At 72.2% G+C, this 19,826-nt stretch carries 17 protein-coding genes; 7 read left to right on the top strand and 10 right to left on the bottom strand.

What is annotated here, in order from left to right; genetic code table 11:
• Positions 1-84: 84 nt before the first annotated feature.
• Positions 85-702, top strand: coding sequence for an IMPACT family protein (locus ACIBQX_RS01475; RefSeq protein ID WP_396999389.1), 618 nt, complete (start codon positions 85-87; stop codon positions 700-702).
• 87 nt (positions 703-789) lie between these two features.
• On the opposite strand, the gene ACIBQX_RS01470 is transcribed toward ACIBQX_RS01475, so the two are convergent.
• On the bottom strand, positions 790-2,019 hold the full coding sequence (locus ACIBQX_RS01470) for an isochorismate synthase MenF (RefSeq protein ID WP_396999388.1): 1,230 nt from the start codon (positions 2,017-2,019) through the stop codon (positions 790-792).
• 217 nt (positions 2,020-2,236) lie between these two features.
• Between ACIBQX_RS01470 and ACIBQX_RS01465 the strand changes: the two genes are divergently transcribed.
• Positions 2,237-3,073 carry an SGNH/GDSL hydrolase family protein gene (locus ACIBQX_RS01465; protein WP_396999387.1) on the top strand — a complete coding sequence of 279 codons (837 nt, stop codon included), beginning with the start codon at positions 2,237-2,239 and terminating at the stop codon, positions 3,071-3,073.
• A gap of 4 nt (positions 3,074-3,077) precedes the next feature.
• Here ACIBQX_RS01465 and ACIBQX_RS01460 read toward each other — a convergent pair whose 3' ends face one another.
• Positions 3,078-3,794 (bottom strand): HNH endonuclease family protein, encoded by a 717-nt coding sequence (locus tag ACIBQX_RS01460; protein WP_396999386.1) that lies wholly within the window; start codon positions 3,792-3,794, stop codon positions 3,078-3,080.
• Positions 3,795-3,935: 141 nt separating this feature from the next.
• On the bottom strand, positions 3,936-6,593 hold the full coding sequence (locus ACIBQX_RS01455; RefSeq protein ID WP_396999385.1) for a CHAT domain-containing protein: 2,658 nt from the start codon (positions 6,591-6,593) through the stop codon (positions 3,936-3,938).
• Between the two features lie 95 nt (positions 6,594-6,688).
• On the opposite strand from ACIBQX_RS01455, the gene ACIBQX_RS01450 reads away from it, so the two are divergent.
• From ACIBQX_RS01450 to ACIBQX_RS01435, 4 genes are all read left to right on the top strand, one after another.
• On the top strand, positions 6,689-7,957 hold the full coding sequence (locus ACIBQX_RS01450) for a S8 family peptidase (protein WP_396999384.1): 1,269 nt from the start codon (positions 6,689-6,691) through the stop codon (positions 7,955-7,957).
• Between the two features lie 189 nt (positions 7,958-8,146).
• Positions 8,147-8,740, top strand: a complete 594-nt coding sequence (locus ACIBQX_RS01445; protein WP_396999383.1) for an RNA polymerase sigma factor — start codon at positions 8,147-8,149, stop codon at positions 8,738-8,740.
• 6 nt (positions 8,741-8,746) lie between these two features.
• The gene (locus ACIBQX_RS01440) at positions 8,747-9,208 is read left to right on the top strand and encodes a hypothetical protein (RefSeq protein ID WP_396999382.1); all 462 of its coding nucleotides are present in this window, start codon (positions 8,747-8,749) and stop codon (positions 9,206-9,208) included.
• A gap of 48 nt (positions 9,209-9,256) precedes the next feature.
• Complete coding sequence (locus ACIBQX_RS01435) at positions 9,257-10,165, top strand: S1C family serine protease (protein WP_396999381.1); 909 nt, start codon at positions 9,257-9,259, stop codon at positions 10,163-10,165.
• On the opposite strand, the gene ACIBQX_RS01430 is transcribed toward ACIBQX_RS01435, so the two are convergent.
• From ACIBQX_RS01430 to ACIBQX_RS01415, 4 genes are all read right to left on the bottom strand, one after another.
• Complete coding sequence (locus ACIBQX_RS01430; protein ID WP_396999380.1) at positions 10,125-11,438, bottom strand: glycosyltransferase family 4 protein; 1,314 nt, start codon at positions 11,436-11,438, stop codon at positions 10,125-10,127. The two genes, ACIBQX_RS01435 and ACIBQX_RS01430, sit on opposite strands and share 41 nt — an antisense overlap.
• A 155-nt stretch (positions 11,439-11,593) precedes the next feature.
• Positions 11,594-14,851, bottom strand: a complete 3,258-nt coding sequence (locus ACIBQX_RS01425) for a S41 family peptidase (RefSeq protein ID WP_396999379.1) — start codon at positions 14,849-14,851, stop codon at positions 11,594-11,596.
• Between the two features lie 64 nt (positions 14,852-14,915).
• Positions 14,916-15,038, bottom strand: a complete 123-nt coding sequence (locus ACIBQX_RS01420; protein WP_396999378.1) for a hypothetical protein — start codon at positions 15,036-15,038, stop codon at positions 14,916-14,918.
• A 165-nt stretch (positions 15,039-15,203) separates the two neighbouring features.
• Positions 15,204-16,235 carry an Rv2578c family radical SAM protein gene (locus ACIBQX_RS01415; protein ID WP_396999377.1) on the bottom strand — a complete coding sequence of 344 codons (1,032 nt, stop codon included), beginning with the start codon at positions 16,233-16,235 and terminating at the stop codon, positions 15,204-15,206.
• A 134-nt stretch (positions 16,236-16,369) separates the two neighbouring features.
• Between ACIBQX_RS01415 and ACIBQX_RS01410 the strand changes: the two genes are divergently transcribed.
• A complete protein-coding gene (locus ACIBQX_RS01410) occupies positions 16,370-16,651 on the top strand; it encodes a DUF3040 domain-containing protein (RefSeq protein WP_396999376.1) in 282 nt (93 codons plus the stop codon).
• Between the two features lie 286 nt (positions 16,652-16,937).
• Here ACIBQX_RS01410 and ACIBQX_RS01405 read toward each other — a convergent pair whose 3' ends face one another.
• The 3 genes from ACIBQX_RS01405 to ACIBQX_RS01395 all read right to left on the bottom strand — a co-directional run bounded on the left by ACIBQX_RS01405 (position 16,938) and on the right by ACIBQX_RS01395 (position 19,825).
• Positions 16,938-17,417, bottom strand: coding sequence for an OsmC family protein (locus ACIBQX_RS01405; protein ID WP_396999375.1), 480 nt, complete (start codon positions 17,415-17,417; stop codon positions 16,938-16,940).
• Positions 17,418-17,469: 52 nt separating this feature from the next.
• Complete coding sequence (locus tag ACIBQX_RS01400) at positions 17,470-18,114, bottom strand: GntR family transcriptional regulator (RefSeq protein ID WP_396999374.1); 645 nt, start codon at positions 18,112-18,114, stop codon at positions 17,470-17,472.
• A gap of 91 nt (positions 18,115-18,205) precedes the next feature.
• Complete coding sequence (locus ACIBQX_RS01395) at positions 18,206-19,825, bottom strand: penicillin-binding transpeptidase domain-containing protein (protein ID WP_396999373.1); 1,620 nt, start codon at positions 19,823-19,825, stop codon at positions 18,206-18,208.
• Between the last annotated feature and the right edge of the window lies 1 nt (position 19,826).

The following is a 19,826-nucleotide window of genomic DNA, read 5'->3' as shown; positions in this document are numbered from 1 at the left end:
CTGGTCCTCCATCATGGTCAGTACGCCGTACCGTACGCCATACGGTTGGGCGGGCGCAACTCCGGCAGGCGCTAGCCTGATGCGGTGTCAGCGCCGTACCTCACCCTGAAGACCCCCGTCGAGCACGAGACCGAGGCCCGCCGCTCGCGCTTCGTCAGCGCGCTGGCACCCGTGCAGAGCGCGGAGGAGGCCGCCGCGTTCATCGCCGAGCGCCGCCGCCTGCACGCCTCGGCCAGCCACAACTGCACCGCCTACGTCGTCGCCGGGCTGCAGAAGGGCGACGACGACGGCGAGCCGGGCGGCACCGCGGGCACCCCCATGGTGCAGGCGCTGGTCGGCCGGGGCTTCGACCACGTGGTCGCGGTGGTGACCCGCTACTTCGGCGGCATCCTGCTGGGCGCGGGCGGCCTGGTGCGCGCCTACGGCTCGGCGGTGACCGAGACGCTGGACCGGGTGGAGCCGGTCAGGATGGTGCCCGCCAGGCTGGTGCACGTGGCGGTGGCCCACGACCAGGCCGGACGGGTGGAGAACGACCTCAGAGCCTCCCGCTACGCGGTGCGCGAGGTCGGCTACGGCTCGGCGGTCGACTTCGTGGTGGCGGTGGGCGTGGACGAGGTGGACGCCTTCCGGGACTGGGCGGCCGCGTTGACGGCGGGACGGGCCAGGGTCGAGCTGGGCCGCGACGTACACGTACCGCAATGAGACCGGCTCAGCCACCCGCAGCCGGCCGCGTGGGGGTGAGCCGCCGGTCGGTCACCGTGCGGTCGGCCGCTCGGGGGCGAGCGGCCGTCAGCCCTCCAGCGCGTACTGCATGACGCGGAACTTCGCCTGTGCCTCCGCGAGCTCGGAGGCGGGGTCGGAGTCGCCCATGATGCCGCCCCCGGCGAACAGGCGGGCCCGGCGGCCTTCCACGATGCCGGATCTGAGCGCGATGCCCCATTCGCCGTCGCCGTGGGCGTCGATCCAGCCGACCGGGCCGGCGTAACCCGCGCGGTCCATGCCTTCGAGCTCGCGGATGACGTCGATGGCCTTGTGGGTCGGGGTGCCGCCGACGGCCGCGGTGGGATGCATGGCGGCCACCACGTCGAGGACCGAGGCGCCGTCGGCGAGCCGGCCGCTGACGTGGCTGGCGAGGTGCTGGACGTTGGGCAGGACGAGCAGCTCCGGCTCGTCGGGGGTGTGCAACTGGGCGCAGAGCGGCGCGAGGGTGTGCCGGACGGAGGCGATGGCGCACTCGTGCTCGTGCCGGTCCTTCGCGGAGGCGAGCAGGGCGGCGCCGCGTCTGAGGTCGTCGGCGGGGCCGGTGCCCCGGGGGGTGGTGCCCGCCAGGACGAGGGACTGGATCTCCTGGCCGGTGCGGCGGATGAGGAGCTCGGGGGTGGCTCCGACGAGGCCGGCGACGGAGAAGGTGTAGCACTCGGGATAGCGGCGGGCCAGGCGCAGGAGCAGCAGCCGGATGTCGATGGGGTGCTCGGCGGTGGCGAGCAGGTCACGGGCTAGGACCACCTTCTCCAGCTCGCCGCGGCGGATGCGGCGGGCGGCGCGGGCCACGACGTGCTCCCAGGCGGGGGCGGTCAGGCTGCCGTCGCCGTAGCTGATGTGCCCCGGGTCGACCAGCGGGGTGAAGGTCTCGTGCGGGGCGTCGCCGATGGTGGTGAGCCAGGCGCGGCCGTTCCTGCGGGCGAGGATGGTCTGGGGGACGACGAGGGTGGAGCCGGCGGAGTTCTCGTCGAAGGTGAACGTGCCGAAGGCGACGGGGCCGCTGCCGGGGATCTGGACGGTGTCGTCGTCGTGGGCGTCGGCGAACACCGCGGCGAGCCACTCACGGGCCCAGGCGAAGCGGTCCGGGCCTGGGGGAATGTCCGCACGGGCGGCCTGGCCCCAGCCGACGAGGCCTTCGCCGTGCCTGATCCAGGCGTACGGCGCGGTCCGGGGGAGGGATGCCAGCAGATTACCGGGGTCGCGGATGGGGGTGGTGCGAACCGGTAGCGGGCGGGTTGTTCCGAGCGCGACACTCACCCGAGACACTCTATGCGGGAACTGAACACGTTCGACTGGGACCCCCGTGTCTGACCGGTTGTGGTTCATGCTTCCGGATAAGGACGGATATTGCGCTGCTTTTGGTGCAACCCGATCGGCTGGGGCTCGTCAAGTGGCGATATGAAGTCGGTCCTGAGATGGCAGACGTTGCCCCGAGGTCACGGTGGGGCGGCGACGCGCTCCCTACCTTTGGGCCATGATCGCTCGCCGTCTGGGGCCCCTCATGGCCGCCGTCGTTGTCCTCGCCGGTTCCGGCACTGCTCAGGCCGCCGCTCCGGAGCCGGTGCCGGAGGTCATGGCGGCGCTCGGAGACTCGATCTCGTCGGGATTCAACAGCTGCGGCTGGTACGTGTCCTGCCCGTCACGGTCATGGTCCGCCGGAGATCGCGCGAGCGTGAACAGTCACTACCTGCGGCTGCTGCGGCTGGGGTCGCCGATCGAGGGGCACAACCGTGCCTTCGCGGTGCCGGGCGCGACGAGCGCGGACCTGCTGGACCAGGTGCGGCAGGCGGTCGGGGCCAAGGCGGACTACGTGACGATTCTCATAGGGGCCCAGGACGCCTGCAAGCTCGAGGAGCGGCAGATGACCCCGGTGGAGGTCTACCGGCGGCGGCTGGACCAGGCGCTGTCGGAGCTGCGGGCCGGGTTGCCGCAGGCCCGGGTGTTCGTGTCGAGCATCCCCGACCTGCACCGGCTCTGGCAGGTGGGCAAGGGCAACCCGCTGGCGCGGACATTCTGGACGGTGGGCCGGATCTGCCAGACGATGCTCGCCCGGCCGTCGTCGGTGAAGCCGGCCGACAGGCAGCGGCGGGCCCGGGTGCGGGAACGGGTGATGGCCTACAACCGGGAGGCGGCGCGGGCCTGCGCGGCGCTCGGAACGTCGTGCCGCACCGACGCGGGCGCGGTCTTCGCCTACCCGTTCACGCTGGCACATGTGAGCCGGTGGGACTACTTCCACCCGAACGAGGCCGGGCAGCGGGTGCTCGCGGAGCGGACCTTCCGCAACGGCTTCGAGTGGGTCGATCCGCGCTGAGCCGTCATCGGCACTGGGTGAGCATGGCCTTCCTGTCGGCTCGGGTGACCGGCAGCCCGTACTTCGTGGCGACCTGGGCGAAGCGGGTGACGTAGGCACAGCGGATGCGGCGTTGCGGGGGGAGCCAGCCGGACGGGCCGGAGGCGTCCTTCTGCTCGTTGGCGCGGCCGAGCACGGGCAGCAGGTTGAGCGGGTCGTTGGCGAAGTCGACGCGTTTGGTCATGCTCCAGCGCCGGGTGCCCATGCGCCAGCCGTAGGCGAGCGGGACGACATGGTCGACCTGGACCTCGTCGGCGTCGCTCTTGTGCCAGTCGATGATCTGGCCGGTGTAGGGGTCGTGCAGGTCCATGGCGACGACCTCGCAGGTGGAGCCCTTGCGGTAGCGGATGTTGCGCCCGTCGCGGGCGAGGAGGTCGTCGCGGGTACGGCAGCCGTTGCGCGCGTACGGGACCCCGGTGGCGCTGTCGGCCCAGTTGTCGCCGTAGCGGGTGCGTCTGTAGCCGGCGCTGGAGCCGCGGGCGGCGACGCGCAGGTCCTTGATGAGCGCGCGGGCGGCTTTCCTGTCGGGTCCGGTGGTGACGGGGGCCAGGCCGGGCAGGGTGCCGCTGGCGTTGCCGAGCGGGCTGGCGGCTTCGGCGGCGGTGGTGGGCCTGGTGCCGTTGACCAGGGCGGCGAGGACAGCGGCTGCTGCGAGGATGGCGACGGCGTCCTTTGCGCTCAAGCACGCCTCCCGGGTGCCGTTCGGGGGTTCTCTAGAGAGATTCCCGCAGTGGGCGATGTTGACACGGTAAGGGGTATGAAGCGGTTCCGTGAGAGGTTCATGGCCGGCCGTCCTGTTGATCCGGGTGGCGGGTCATGGCCGTCAGCCGGCGCCGAGGCAGGTGAACGACCACCCGGTGGCGGTGGCGACGGGATCGCCGGCCGTGTCCAGGCGGGCGTCCCGCAGCGCGGTAGCCAGGCCCGCGCCGGTACGGAGCCGCCGGTGAAGCGCGACCATGAGCGGGACCGCGGCGAGGTCGTTGACCAGCACCACACCGGCGACGATGGCGGTGGTGCCGAGCTGGATGAGCGAGCTGGCCAGGCCGAGGAGCTCGTCCGCGCCGGTGGCGGCGGTCAGGCCGGAGTCGCAGCTCGACAGGATGACCTGGTGGGGCGCCCGGGTGAGCCGTTCGAGGTCGTAGACCGTGAGGGGGCCGTCGTCGACGCGCAGGGCGGAGAACAGCGGGCTGTCGGCGCGGAAGGTGCCGTGCGCGGCGACGTGGGTGAGGCGGGCGCCGTCCATGGCGCGCAGGATGCGGCCGACGGTCGCGCTGCCTTCGCCGAGGACGACGGGAGCGGCGTACCCTGCGGTCACCTCCCGCACCTCCGCGCCCTGCGAGGCCAGGCCGGGGCCGCGGACCAGGACGACGCGGCCGTGGGCGGGGGCGCCGGCGCGGCGGGCGCGCAACCAGGATCTGGCCGACGGGGCGACGCTGACGGCACGGTGACGTAGCGAGGGGAGCAGCGCCCAGGGGACGGCGTGCAGGCGGCCCGGCGGGACGATGGCGACGTGCCGGTCGCCGAGATGCTGGGCGGCGTCGCCGAGCAGGACGCGCTGGAGGGTGTGGCCGATGGTCTCCAGCTGGGCGAGGAGTTCGGCGGGTGACAGGGTGGAGCGGCCGTGGGCGAGCCGGGACAGGCTGAAGCGGGCCAGGTCGACGTGGCGGGCCGCCTCCTCGGTGCGTCCCGCGCGATGGCGGCGGACGGTGCCCGAGCCGCAGACCAGGACGTGCAGGTGGCCGTCGACGTCCACGAGTTCGAGCAGCCGGTCGTCCGCGACCTCGTCGAGGAGGGCGTCGATGTCGACGCCGGGGGCGGCCGCGTCCTCGTGAGCGTGGGCGTGGTGATGCCTGTGATCGTGGCCGTGGGCGTGCAGGGCCCTGGCGCGGGCGGCCCGCTCCAGGCGGAGCTGTTCGGCCGACAGGTGCGCGGTGGGCAGGCCCTTGGCGCGGGCCTGGGCCAGGCGGCTGGTCAGGGCGCGGATGGCGGCCAGCTCCGCCTGGAGGCGTTCGTCGTCGGGCGGGCGGACGGCGGGGACCGCCAGGGCGGTGGCGCGCCAGCGTTCGCTCCACGACAGCAGCAGCCGGGGCCGGTCGAGGCGCAGGGCGTGCCGCTGGCCGAGCGCGGCGAGCTCGGCGCCGTGCGCGCTGGCCTGGGCGCGCAGCTCGCTGGAGCCGAGGGTGGCGCGGTGCTGGTCGAGGACACGCAGGCCACGGCGGCAGGCCCGCATGAGCCGGGCGGAGTCGTGGCCGGCCTCGGCGCGCAGGGCTTCGGCGAGCCAGGCGGCGGCACGGGAGAGCGCGGGGCCGCGGCGGCGACCGCGTGCGGCGGTGGCGAGGTGACCGCTGGCGCGTGCGGTGTCGCCGAGGGCGAGGGCGAGCCGGCCGGCGATGAGGTGGCCGAGTGACAGGTCGGGCGAGGAGAGGGCGGCCAGTTCGCGGGCGCACTCCTCGGCTTCCCGCAGCAGGGCGGCGTCGGTGGTGCCGGTGGCGAGCTGGGCGCGTACCTTGACCAGGCGGGCGTGCGCCCGCCACCAGTGGCGGTGCTGGCGGCCGAAGAGGTCGGTGGCGTCGGCGGCGTGGTCGAGCGCGTCGGCCGGCCGGCGGGCGGCCAGGGCGCAGTTGGCGGCGGTGAGCAGCAGCTCGGCCTTCTTGACGGGCTGGCCGTGGATGCGGTCGAGCCGGTCGAGGGCGGCGTGGGCCTCGGTGAGGGCGTCCTGGGGCAGGCCGGCGGCCAGGAGCGCGGCGCAGCGCTCGATGCTGAGACTGGGATCGGGGGTGCCGAGCCGGTCGAAACGTTCGGCGGCCTGGTCGAAGCAGAGCAGCGAGGCGGGCAGGTCGCCGATGCGCAGGGCCAGGACGCCGCGGTGCACGATGGCGTCGGCCGACTCGAGCTCCTGACCGGTGGCGTTGAAGAGTTCCTCGGCGCGGGCCAGGTCGGTGGCCGCCTTGGTGATGGAGCCGAGCGCCAGGTTGCAGGTGGCGCGTTCGCTGCGGGCGCGGGCCTCCCAGATGGCGTCACCGGCGGCGCGCAGGGCGGTGACGGCGTTGTTGAGGTCGGCCAGGGCGTCGTGATGGTGGCCCAGGATGAGCAGCACGCCGCCTCTGCGCAGCAGGATGCGCCCGTTCAGCGGCCCGGTGGACCGCTGGACGGCGGCGTCGAGCGCGGCGCGGCCCGCCGTGGTGCGACCGGCGAAGGCGAGGGCTACCCCGAGCGTCGCCTGGACGTCGGCTTCGCGCTCGGCGCAGCCGGCCTGGTGGGCGAGGCGGCCCGCGGCTTCGAGCTCCGCCACGGCGGCGTCGATGTCGCCGAACTCGCGCAGCACGATGCCGATCGCCTGCCTGGCCATGGACGCGGCCAGCGGCGGCGGGTCGCCGGCGAGCAGGTCACGGGCCCTGTCGAGGGCCTCGTGAGGGCGCGACAGGGCCAAGGGGAGCAACTCCGCCGTGGCGGTCGAGGAGGGTACGGGGTCCGCCGGCATGTACCGAGCGTTGACGATCGGCTGTAGCGCCCGCAACCCCATGTCGATATAGGTGTGAAAAGTGTGATCATTCGCTACGCCAGGGAGAGGAATCCATGGACGCGGTGTTCGACGCTCAGTTCCGGATCGTCAAGAACGCGTTTGCGGCGCGGGGGATCCGGGTGGAGGTGGCCTACACCCCGGCGGGCGAGGTCGACTACCTGTACGAGGCGGGCCGCCTGCTGACCCTGAACCGGGGGGAGAACGTCCAGCGGATCGAGGCCGCGCTGCCGGGCGCACGCCGCCTGGAGACCCGGGGGCGGGGTGATCTGGTGGTGCTGTCGCTGGACGCCGGGGCGGATGCCGGGGTGGACGCCGGGGCGGACGGCGCGCTGACGGTGCCGGAGGCGCTGGAGCTCATCGAGCGGCGGGTGCCACGCCGGCGGGAGGACGACCCGCGGCTGCCGCTGGCCTCGCCCGTGCACGTCCTGCACGTGAGCAGGCTGTGCCCCGGCACGGAGCCGGAGGTGCCCGCCGGGTCGCCGGATCGGCCCTGGCCGCCGCCGTGCCCGGAGGGCGACGTGGTGCGCGAGGCGCGGATCGGCGTCAGCGACACCGGCTGGCTCGGGCTGGACCCGGCCGCCTACCCGTGGCTGGGCGGGGTGGACGGCGACCTGGAGCCCCTGGACCCGCCGTCGCCGGTGAGCGGGCTGCCGCGGATCCCGCCCTTCGCCGGGCACGGCACGTTCGTCGCCGGGATCGCCAAGTGCATGGCGCCGTCGGCCGAGTTGGTGGTCGTCGACCACTTCTCCGCCTCTGGCGCGGAGCTGGAGGACGTGATGATCGCCAAGCTGGAGGAGCTGGTCGGGCGGACGCCCGCGCCGGACGTGGTCAACCTGTCGGCGGGCACCTACACGCGCGGCAACTGGTCCTCGCTCGGCTTCGAGGCGTTCCAGGGGGCGCACCCGGACGTGGTGCTGGTGGCGGCGGCCGGCAACGACGCCACGGACCGGCCGTTCTACCCGGCCGCCTACGACTGGGTGGTGTCGGTCGGGGCGCTCGGTCCCGACCAGGCACACCGGGCGTGGTTCAGCAACCACGGCGACTGGGTGCGGGTGTACGCCCTCGGCGAGGGGCACGTCAACGCCTACGCCACCGGCGAGTACACCTACCGGGAGCCGCCCAAGATGCCCGCGGTGCAGAACTTCTCCGGGATGGCCAGATGGGCCGGCACGTCGTTCGCGGCGCCGCTGGTGGCGGGGCTGATCGCGGCCCGGATGGCGCGCACGGGGGAGTCGGCCCAGGACGCGAAGGAGGCGGTGCTGGCCTCGGCAAGGGAGGTGGACGGCGTGGGCATGGTCCTGTCCCCGTGCGGCGAGAGCTGACGCCTCGCCGGGTGAGGTATCAGGGCGCGATCCGGCCGCTCCGTCCGGGTGACCATCGTCACCGAGCAGTGAAGAGACGACATGGCCCAGCCGCCGCCTGTTCGTACGCTGAAGCGTCCTGCCTGGACGCACCGCGTATCCGCGTTCACTCTTGCTGGGTGGGCCGTGCCGGGAAGGGAGCACACGGACATGCGTGACGATCCATCGGTCGTCGCCTTGGTGGTGCGGGCGAGGGGCGGTGACAGGGACGCCTGGGACGAGATCGTCGAGCGGTACGCGTCGCTGGTCTGGTCGATCTGCAAGGCCTTCCGGCTGAGCCGGGCCGATGCCGACGACGTGGGGCAGTCGGTGTGGCTGTCGCTGGTGGAGCAGTTGCCCCGGCTGCGTGAGCCGGCGGCGCTGCCGGGCTGGCTGGCGACGGCGACCAGGCGCGAGTGTCTCCGGTGTGCCCAGGCGGCCGAGCGTCAGCAGCGCCTCAGACTGCAGGTGGACGCCGACGTGCTGGTGGACGTGCGGGCGCCGGCGCCGGATCAGGGCCTGATCGACGCCGAGCGGAACGCGGCGCTGGCCGCGGGGTTCCGGCAGCTGGACGGGCGCTGCCAGGAGCTGCTGTCGATGCTGATGTGCCAGCCGCCCGTGCCGTACACCGACATCAGCGCGAAGCTGTCCATGCCGGTGGGCGCGATCGGGCCGACGCGGGCGCGGTGCCTGGAGAAGCTGCGCCGCACGCCGGCCGTGGCCGCTCTGATCAGGTCCGAACGGGACGACCAGGGGAGAGGGTGACGGGGTATGGACACGCCGTGGTGGAGTGACGACGACCGGTTCCTGGCCGCTGTACGGCAGGCGCGCGCGGCGGCGCGGGAGGTGCCGGAGGAGTTCGTGGCGGCCGGCAAGGCGCTGTTCGCCTGGCATGACATCGACGCCGAGCTGGCGGCGCTCACCTATGACTCGGCGGTGGACGAGGCGGGGGCGGCGACGCGGGGCGCCGAGCACGCGACGTTGCGGGCGCTGATCTTCGCGACGCCGGAGCTGACGATCGAGCTGGAGGTGGGCCCCGAGGCGCTGCTGGGCCAGGTGGTGCCGGCCCGGCCGGGGACGGCGTACACGCATCTGGTGACGGGGGATGTGGTCACGTCGGTGATCGACGAGTCGGGGTGCTTCGTGTTCAGACCGGCGCCGGCGCAGGCGTTCAGGCTGCAGTGCCGGCCGAGCAGCGGCGGCAACGTGGTGACGGACTGGATCGCGCTGTGACGCGTTATGGAGTAATGATGTAAGCATCCCCTTCGAGGAGGCTCTCACATGGACTCCTACTCGCAGATCGTCTCCTCCGTCGCGGCCGAGCTGCAGCCCAAGGTCGCCGGTGTGCGGGCCGGGCGGGGCAGCGGGTCGGCGGTGGTGTTCACCGCCGACGGCTTCCTGCTGACGAACGCGCACGTCATCGGCTCCGCCAGGTCGGGCACGCTGGCGTTCGCCGACGGCTCCTCCGGCGGGTTCACCGTCGTCGGCCGCGACCCGCTGTCGGACCTGGCGGTGATCAGGTCACAGGTGCCCACCCCCGAGCCCGCCGTGCTCGGCGACAGCGACGACCTCGTGGTGGGCCAGCTCGTGGTGGCCGTCGGCAACCCGCTCGGCCTGGCCGGGTCGGTGACGGCCGGGGTGGTGTCGGGGCTGGGCCGGTCGCTGCCCGCGCGCAGCGGCTCCGCCGTACGGCTGATCGAGGACGTGATCCAGACCGACGCGGCGCTGAATCCCGGCAACTCCGGCGGGGCGCTGGCGGACTCGCGGGCGCGGGTGGTCGGGGTCAACACGGCGGTGGCCGGGGTGGGAGTGGGCCTCGCCGTGCCGGTGAACGGTACGACCAGGGGCATCATCGCGGCGCTGATCAGGGACGGCAGGGTGCGGCGGGCGTTCCTGGGGCTGGTCACCTCGCCCGCGCCGCTGGCCGGGGCGCTGCGGCAGCGCACCGGGCGGACCGGCGCGCTGCGGGTGGTGGAGGTGATCCCCGGCTCGCCCGCGGCACGGGCCGGACTGCGGGCCGGTGATCTGGTGCTGAGCGCCGGCCGCGCCCCGGTGGACGACGCGCAGAGCCTGCAGCGGCTGATGTTCGCCGACGCGATCGGGCGGCCGCTGCCGATCACCGTCTACCGCAACGGCGCGCTGGTCGACGTCATCGCGGAGCCGGTGGAGCTGACGGGGTCGGAGGTGTGAGCGGGACGGCCCGCGCTTCGGCCGCCTGCGGGGTGCGGCGGGCGAGCAGGCCGTCGAGGAGGGTGTCCCAGCGGGCGCCGATGGTGGCGACGTCGTAGGCGCGGACGGTCTGCAGCCCTCCGGCGGCCAGGCGGTGGCGCAGCGGCTCGTCCTCGATCACCCGCAGGATGGCCGCGGCCAGGTTGTCGTTGGTGCGCGGCTTGACGAGCAGCGCGTCGACCTCGTCGGTGAGCATCTCCTTGGGGCCGTGCGGGCTGTTGAAGCTGACGATGGCCAGCCCCTTGGCCATGGCCTCCAGGATGGTCATGGAGAAGCCCTCATGACGGGAGCTGAGGACGTACAAGGAGGCATTCTCCAGCTCCGCGCCCACGTCGGCGGTGGGGCCCGGCAGCACCACCGTGCCGTCGAGACCCGCCTCGCTGATCTGGGCGCGCAGCGCCTCCTCCTGAGGGCCCGCGCCGATGATGCGCAGCGTCCAGTCGGGATGCGCCTCGGCCACCTGCTGCCAGGCGGTGATCAGCCGGTGGAAGCCCTTGATGCGGGTCAGCCTGCCGACGGCGACGGCGACCTTCGCGTCCAGCTTGGCGACCTCGCCGCTCATGGGCGGCACCGCGTTGGGGATCCGCACCAGCTTGCCGGGCTTCTTGGGCAGGGCGTCACGGTAGTCCTGCAGATCGGCCTTGGTGAGGGTGACGAGGGCGTCCAGCCGGCGGTAGCGCCACTTGATCAGCTTCTGGACCGGCTCCGGCTGGGTGCGCAGGGCGACGTGCTCCTGGCCGATGGTGATGACGCTGGGCAGCGCTAACTGGGCCGCGGTGAGAACCAGGCCGGGGCGAGTGGCGATGAGCACCCCGGTGTTCATCGAGCGGATGAACCGGGCCAGCTTCAGGTCGGTCCACAGGTTGAAGCGGTGGTAGGCCGTCTCCTCCTTGGGGATGAGCTTGCTGGGCAGCTTCGACAGCATCGCCCGTATCGGGTCGGCGCCGGGGTTGAGCCGGTCGTCCAGATAGCGGAACCGCACGCGCGGGTCGATCGGGAAGAACGGCTCCTCGGCCTCCTTCAGGATGCTGACGATCTCCACGTCATGCCGGTCGGCCAGGTGACCGGCGAGGTTGAACACGGTTCTGATCGTGCCGCCCATGCCGTTGGCGTGCAGCAGCAGGATCTTCACCTGGTGGGTGGAGGCCGGTGGTGCCTGCCTGGCTTTGCGCCGGTTGTATCCCCGGTACAGCCGGACCACCGCTGACTTGCCCCTACGCGTCAGTGCCCGCACCTGAAAGATCCCCCTGCCGTCTGGATGACCATGACAAGCAGCCGGTGGTGAGAGGACTTTCTCACCACCGGCGTGCCGTGGAGCTTGGAGTGGTGTGCGCCGTCCATCCCCGTGGCGCTATCCACTTCTATGATCTTTAGACGCCTTAGAGGTAACTAAGGTTGCATGCGCGGCCTATGCGAAAGATCGGGAGTATGTACGGGTTTGCTGCCTAGCAGGTCAAGCGCCACCTCGATCGCCTTCTCCAACTGCGCGTCCACGCCGGAGGCGTAGTCCTGCGGGGTGATGTCGACCTCGATGTCGGGATCGGTGCCGTAGTTCTCCACCTGCCAGCCGACATCGTCGAAGGCGAAGGAGAACTCCGGCTGCGTCGTCACCGTGCCGTCGGCCAGCCGGTGGCGCGGCCAGATGCCGATCACGCCGCCCCAGGTGCGCCTGCCCACCAGCGGGCCGAGCTTCAGCACCTTGAAGGTGTGGCTGAAGATGTCACCGTCGGAGCCCGCCCACTCGTTGGTGATCGCCACCAGCGGCCCGCGCGGCGACTCGGGAGGATACGGCTCCGGGGCGCCCCAGCGCGGGTAGTCGTAGCCCAGCCGGCGGCGGGCCAGCTTCTCCAGCAGCAGCGCCGAGACGTTGCCGCCGCCGTTGAAGCGCACGTCCACGATCAGCGCGTGCCGGTCGTACTCGGCCAGGAAACCCCGATGGAACTCCGCGAACCCCTCCGGCCCCATGTCGGGAATGTGCAGATAGCCGATCCGGCCCGCCGAACGCTGGTGGCACAGGGCGCGGTTGAGGTTCACCCAGTCGCGGTAGCGGCCCGGCGCCTCGTCGGCGATCGTCCGCACCGTGACGGCGAACACCCGCCCCTCCCGGCGCAGCGTCAGCTCCACCTCCTCACCCGCCTGGTTCACCAGCCGCTCGTTCGGGGTGGCAGCGGCCCCGATCTGCGCGCCGTTGATCGCCAGCACCGCGTCGCCCGGCCGCACGTCCAGGCCCAGCCGGTTCAGCGGTGAGGTGGCCCGCGGATCCCACGGGTCGCCGTGGACGATCGCGCCGACGTGGTAGACGCCGTCGCGGTACTCCCAGTCGACGCCCAGCTTGCCCTGGGTGTAGTCGGGGCCCGGCCGGTATTCGCCGCCGCTCTCGTACGCGTGGCTCGTGGCGAGCTCGCCGTGCAGCTCCCACAGCAGGTCGGAGAACTCGCCCCGGGTGGTGACCCGCTCCACCAGCGGCCGGTAGCGGTCGTAGACGGCGGGCCAGTCGACGCCCGCCATGTCCTCGGTCCAGAAGTGCTCCCGCTGCAGCCGCCACGCCTCCCGGAACATCTGCCGCCACTCCGTCTCCGGGCACACCGACACCTTGACCCGCGACAGGTCGATCCAGCCGCTGTCACGCCCCGGCGGATCGTCGCCACCGTCCGGCGGCTCGCCGGCCTTCACCACCCGCAGCCGGTCGCCGGCGCGGTAGAGGAGTGTTCGGCCGTCCCGGCCGAGCTCGAAGTCGGTGACCCGCTCGGCGAAGGTGTCGTCGTCGCCCTTGGCGAAGTCGAACAGGCGCAGGGTGCTCTCCCCCTCCAGCGGGCTGGCCAGGATGAGCGCCTTGCCCTTCAGCCCGGCGACCCGCTCGTAGCGGCCCTCCGGCAGGGGGAAGGCGGTGATGCGGCGGATCAGGCCCGCCTCGTCGACCCGCACCGGCTCCGGCTCGCCGTCGTCGTCCTCCTCGTCCTTGTCGTGCACGGGGCGCTGCCGGGGGACGAACGGGTCCGGGACGTCGGCGCGCAGCGCGACGGCGTACGGGCGGGTACCGAGCGGGAAGCACAGGTCGAACTGGAGCTGGTCGTAGGCGGGGGAGAAGACCCGCTGGCCGATGAAGTACAGGTAGCGGCCCTGCGGGTCGAAGGCCGGGCGGGCGTCGCGCAGGAGGGGCTCGGTGGCGGCCACGGTCCGGCTCGTCCCGGGGTGGTGGAGCTTGATGGCGGTGGTCCGGGAGTTGAGCGGGCTCGCGTAGGCGAGCCACTGTCCGTCGTGCGACCAGGCGGGGTCTTCGGGCGAGTCGTACGGGTTCGCCTCGACGAGCACGGCCTGACCGGTGGACAGATCGACGAGGTGCAGCTCGTGGCGGTGGTTGGTGACGGCCACCCGATCATGGGCCGGATCCGGCACCAGCGCCGTGATCCGCCCCAGCCGCGCCACCACCTGCACCTTCCCGACACCCTCCACCCCAGGGCCGTCACCCTCGGTGCTCTCACGCCGGGGGTTGTCAGCCTGGGGGTTATCAGGCTGGGGGTTGTCCGTATTGGGGGTGTCACCCTGGGGGCTGTCAGCTCCGGAGGCGTCGTTCTCCGGGCTGGGTCTCTGGCAGCCGTGCAGGATGACCAAGGACTCCTCGTCGTCGTCGCCCGAGGCTGCGGCGATCAGCCGGCGGCCGTCGTTCAGCCAGGTCAGCAAGCGGTAGCGGACGCCGTCAGGGGCGCCGTACTGGCGGACCGGCCCCTCCCACCCCGCCATGCCGTACGCCTTGCCCCGGGCGGTGATGGCCAGCGCGCTGCCGTCAGGGCTGAGCGTGGCGCTGTCGAGGTAGTCGTCGGCGTCCACGAACCGGCGGTTGCGCTGCGTGCGCGAGCTGGCCAGCCGGACCTCCAGCTTGCGCGGCCGCTCGCCGGGATCCAGCAGGTAGAGGTCCGCGCCGGCGTGGTAGACCAGCCGGTGGCCGTCACCGGACAGGTTGCGCGCGTAGTAGTCGTCGTGGTGGGTGTGCCGGCGCAGGTCGTCGCCGTCCGGCGTGCAGGAGTAGACGTTGCCGACACCCTCGTGGTCGGACAGGAAGCACACCCGCCCGCCGCTCCAGCAGGGCGAGGCCAGATTGCCCGGCAGCCGCAGGAGCCGCCGGAACTCGCCGCCGCCCTCGCGATCGATCCACAGGTCGCCGACCGTGCCGCCCCGATACCGCTTCCACCGCGCCGGGTCGGCGGTGTTGCGCCCCAGCACGATCATGCCCTCGGGCCCGTAGGCGATGGAGTTCGCGGGCCCGTACGGCAGCCGTTCCGGCACTTTTCCCGGCTCCACCCGATGCAGCCACTTGCGTCCCTCGAACGGCTGCGACTCGTCGCTCGCGTACAGGATGCGCCCCGCTGGATCCCACCCGGTGACGGTGCACCGGGCGCCGTGGAACGTGACCCGCCGGGCGGCGCCCCCGTCCGCCGGCATCACGTACACCTCTTCCGGCCCCTCGTCACGCCCGACGAACGCGAGCTGATCGCCGCGCGGCGAGATGCGCGGATAGCCCGCCTCCGCGACTCCCGCCGTCAGCCGGAACGCACGCCCTCCCTGCGCGGACACCATCCATAGATCGTCCTCTGCGGCGAACACCACAACATCCCGGAACACGGCGGGGAAGCGCAGGTAACCCGACATGGGCCCTCCACGATCGACCAGACAGCCGGGGACCTGCCCTCGGCTGTCTGATCATGTCACCCGGCTACGCCTCTTCGGGTTTCGTGGTGGTCTCCTTCTTGCTCTCCTTGGCCTGCCGGTTGGACTTGATGGCCTGCTTCTTCGCCTTGCCGGACTTGCTGCCGGGTTTCTTCTTCGTGTCAGCCATTGGTCTCTCCCCCTGTGCGGACAGATGTGCCAGATTGGCGCACCAAGGCCCTTAATACCCATCTGTCACCAAAACCCGACATAGCGTTATCTGTGCACGTCATGGACGGCCGGACTTCCGGTGCCGCCGGGGTCTCGGGTGGGTGCCGTTCGCGGGAGGGAGCGGTCAGAGCAAGGTCAGCTGCTCGGGGGCCTCCTGTCCCGGAGCGGGTGGCGGCGGGAGGCGGCGGGCCATGGCGGGCGTGGCGCGGCCGACGCCGTGACGGGCGGCCAGCTCCCTGACCTGTGCGGCGATGCGCTGCTGGTAGGGCTTGGGAGCGTAGGCGCCTCTGCCGTACAGCTCCAGATAGCGCGGCACGAGCCGCGGGTGCTCGCGCGACAGCCACGCCAGCCACCACTCCCGCGCCCCGGGCCGCAGGTGCAGGACGATGGGGGTCAGGTGGGTGGCGCCCGCCTGGGCGATCTCCCGCACGGTGCGGTCGAGCTCGGCGGGGGAGTCGGTGAGGTAGGGGAGGATGGGCGCCATCAGCACGCCGCAGGCGATGCCGTTGTCGTTGAGGGTGGCGCAGGTCTCCAGGCGTCTGCGCGGGTCGGGGGTGCCGGGCTCGACCGAGCGCCACACGCCGGAGTCGACGAAGCCCACCGACACGGCCGCGCTCACCTCCGCGCGGTCGGCGGCCTCGGTGAGCAGGTCGAGGTCGCGCAGGATCAAGGTGCCCTTGGTGAGGATCGAGAACGGGTTGGCCGCGTCGCGCAGCGCCGCGAGGATGCCGCGCATGAGCCGATAGCGGCCCTCGGCCCGCTGGTAGCAGTCGACGTTGGTGCCCATGGCCACGTGGTGGCCGCGCCAGCCCGGTGCGGCGAGCTCCTTGCGGGCCAGCTCCGCGGCGTTGACCTTGACCACGATCTTGGAGTCGAAATCCGCGCCGGAGTCCAGGTCAAGGTACTGATGTGTCTTTCGGGCGAAGCAGTAGACGCAGCGGTGGCCGCAGCCCCGATAGGGGTTGATCGTGTATTCGAACGGCACCCGGCTGGCGGCCGGCACCCGGTTGATGATCGATCGGGCCTGGATCTCGTAGAAGGTCATCCCCCGGAACTCGGGGGTGTCGAACGTGCGGGTGACCGCGTCGCGGGCGAACAGCGGCACGGCCGGATCGTCCCGGCCGGCGTCGGCCAGGCGCAGGTTGTCCCAGCGCATGCCTTGATTAGAACAAAGGTTCGACGATGATCGCAAACCGAAAGACGTCGCAATTACATGGTCAGCTGGAGGCTAATGATCTTCATGGTTGGGCAGGAAACCCCGCACAGAGCTTGCGTTCCGGAGGTGCAACCATGGCCTGGTCGCAGGATGAGGAGCGAATGCTGGCCCAGATCGAGCAGCACCTCGTCGACGACGATCCGAGACTCGTCTCCCGGCTTGAGTCGTTCAACGAGCGGGTGCGCCGCAGCGAGGCGAGAGCCGGCGGTGAGTCGGTCGGTGGTCGCAGGTTCCAACGTTCTACGGTCATCATCCTGATCAGCTGGCTGCTCATCGCCACACTGGTCGCCGCCCTTTTGATCATGGTCCTCCAACACGAAACCGCCGCCGCCCTCGCCCTGGCCGCCGCCTTCTGACCCCGGCCCTTTCCCGCTGACTGCCGCCTTCGGCTCGACCGGTCGCGCATCTCAGCCGGTCGACGGCTTCGCCATGCCGGCAACCCGCACGGAGTGCGGCCCGCCGCCGGTTCTCCCCGTGAGGCAGGACACGGGCGGCTCTCGTTGCGGCGGAACGGGCGGCGCGTCCTGGTGGGGCGTACGGGCGGCGCGTGAGGACGGCGTGCGTGTCGCGTCGTGGTGGGGTGGCGTGGCGGGCGTGGCGGGCGTGGCGGGCGTGGCCTCCGGTCGTTCGAGCGCGTTCCTCTCAGCCGTTCGCGTGGGGCGCTGTGACGTGCGGTTCGTGGCGTACGGGGAAGTTGACCGAACTGGCGATGAAGCAGGCCGTGTGGGCGTCGGCGTGCAGGCGGGTGGCGGCCTCCACCATGTCCGGCGACCCCACCGTGACCCGCGGCCGCAGCACCACCTCGGTGAAGTGGCCGCCGCCGGCGGTCTCGGCCATGGTGCCCCCGGCGTGGTCCACGTACTCGGTGACCACGATCCCGGCGACGGCGCACAGATGCAGGTACGACAGCATGTGGCACTCCGAGAGCGAGCCCACCAGCAACAGCTCCGGATTCCACCGCGCGGCGTCCCCGCGGAAGGCGGGGTCCGAACTCGCCAGGATGGCCTCGCGTCCGTCAGCGGTCAGCGTGTGGCCGCGGGCGTAGTCGCGGTATCCGCTCGTGCCGGTGCCCTGGTTGCCGGTCCAGGTCGTGGTCGTGGCGTAGGTGTGCAGGCGTGACATGTCAGGCTTCCTTACTCGTGATCATGGAGCGGCGCTGAGGCGAGGGGTGTGGTCACCGCTGTTCGCCTGGCTGTTGTGCGGTGGTGCGGGTGTCGAGGACGTGGCGGCGGGCGATCCGGCCCGCGTCCTCCGCCCGCCCGTCGGTGATCGCCGTGAGGAGGTCGTCGTGCTGCGCGGAGACGTGCGCGTGGCGGACCACCGGCTTGAGCGAGCGCAGGGTGGACACCTGGATCTGGTCCCAGACCCGGTCCAGCGTCTGCGACGCGATCCGGTTGCCGGCCAGTTCGGCGATCCGCCGGTGGAAGCGGCGGTTGAGCTCGACGGCCTCCATCAGGCGGCCCTCGCTCGTGGCCGCGGCGGTGACGTCGGCCAGGGCCCGCAGGGCCGCCAGGTCCGCGGGCGCGATGCGGCCGTCACGCTGGCGGGTGGCGGCGGTCTCGGCGGTGAGCGCTTCGAGCGCGGCCCGTACCTGGTAGGCGTCCTCCAGGTCGCCCGGATCGAGGGCGACCACGACGACGCCCCGCCCGGTGGCGCGGACCAGCCCGTCGGCGGCCAGCGCGCGTAGCGCCTCGCGCACCGGCGTCCGGCTCATCTCCAGCGCCGCCGCCGCGTCCACCTCGGTGAGCCGCACTCCCGGCGCGTACGTCCCGTCCAGGATCAGCTCCCGCAGCCGCCGATGTGCCACATCGTTCTGCATGACGGCGATCGTATCCATTGCATACATTGCATGCAAGAAGGCGGTGGGCGGACACCCCAGCCCACTCTCGCTCAGCGGGGTGTACGGACCCTCATTCCGCCCGGTAGTCCCCGAGCTCCCGCAGGAAGTCCGCGCCGATCGGGGCCGCCACCTTGCCGCCCCCGCCGCCGCCTTCCACCACCACGGCGAAGGCCACGTCGTCCTTGAACCCGATGAACCAGGCATGCGAGTCCAGCTTCGGCCCCGTGCCGTACTCGGCGGTGCCGGTCTTGCCGCGGGTGCCCGAGGGGAGCCCGGCGGCCTTGGCGGTGCCCTTGGTCACGACGGCCGCCATCATCGCGTGCAGTTCGGACGTGACGCCGCTGGGCAGCTTCTGCTCGGTGGCCTTCTGCTCGTGGTCGGGGACCAGGGTGGGCGGGCGCCAGGTGCCGTCCGCCATGGCGGCGGTGGCGGAGGCCATGGACAACGGGCTGGCGGTGATCCGGCCCTGGCCGAACGATTCGGCGGCGAGTTCGGCGTCGGACTCGGCCTTGGGGAAGCTGGCCTTGGTGGCGGGGACGCCGATGGTGAGCGGCTGGTTGAAGCCGACGCTCTCGGCGGTGCTCAGCAGCTTGTGGGCGCCCAGGTGCTGCTTGGCCAGCGGGGCGAAGGTGGTGTTGCAGGAATGGGCGAAGGAGTCCTGGAAGGACACCGACCCGAAGGACGACTCGTCGGAGTTGCGGATCCGGAGACCGCCCACCGTGACGTACTTGGGGCATGTCACGGTCTGCTTGGGGGAGATCCCCTCGGCCAGCAGGCCGATCGCGGTGACGGCCTTGAACGTCGAGCCGGGCGCGTAGCGGCCGTCGAGGGCGCGGTTGAAGCCGCCCCGGTTGTTGACGACGGACAGGATCTCGCCCGAGCCGGCCTCGATGGCGACCAGCGAGGCGGGCTTCTTGACGTCCTTGACGGCGGCGACGGCGGCGTCCTGGACACGCGGGTCGAGCGTGGTGCGCAGGCTCTCGCCCTCGGTGCCCTCGATCGTCTCCAGGGTCTTGCCGCCCGCCTGGATCTCGGTCGTGGGCGTGCCCGCGAGCCGCTTCTGGAACGTCGCCTGCAGCCCGCTCGCGCCGATGGTCTGCCCGACCTTGTAGGCGCTGCCGAGCCGCTCCACGTCCTTCTTGGTGGCCTTGTCGAGGTAGCCGACGAGCTGCTGCACCGAGCCGCCGACGGCGCCGGTGTCGATGCGCTCGCCGGAGGCGTCGGTGATCTCGGCCCGGTCCGGCCATTCGGTCTTGAGCTCGAAGGCGGCGCCGGCGGTCAGGGACGGGTGCAGCGTCTTGGGGGTCCAGTCGACCTTCCAGTGGCGTTCGGCCACCTTGAGGTCGATGGTGCCCTCGTAGGTCCACTCGCCGAGGTTCTTCAGCCGGTGCGTGGCGGTGTAGGGGACTTTGGCGCGGCCGTCGGTCTCGCTGGGGCGGCCGAGCCGTACCGTGGTCGACTCCACCCCGAGAGCGGTGCGCAACTGACCGTAGGGGTCGAGTTTCGCGGGTGTGGCCAGTTCGGCGCTCATCCGGGCCTGGTCGCCGGTCTGCCAGGCGGCGACGAAGCGCTGCGCGGTCTCGGCGGGGGTGCCGCGGGTGTGCAGCAGGTAGTAGGCGCCCCCGCCGGCGGCTGCCAGCACGAGAACGGTGGCGCCGGAGATGATCGCGATCGTTCGGCCACGCGGCACG

This window comes from Nonomuraea sp. NPDC049714 (assembly GCF_044465295.1).
GTDB lineage: Bacteria > Actinomycetota > Actinomycetes > Streptosporangiales > Streptosporangiaceae > Nonomuraea.
The sequence above is the reverse complement of the archived record's forward strand: the minus strand, read 5'-3'. Positions and strand labels throughout refer to the sequence as shown.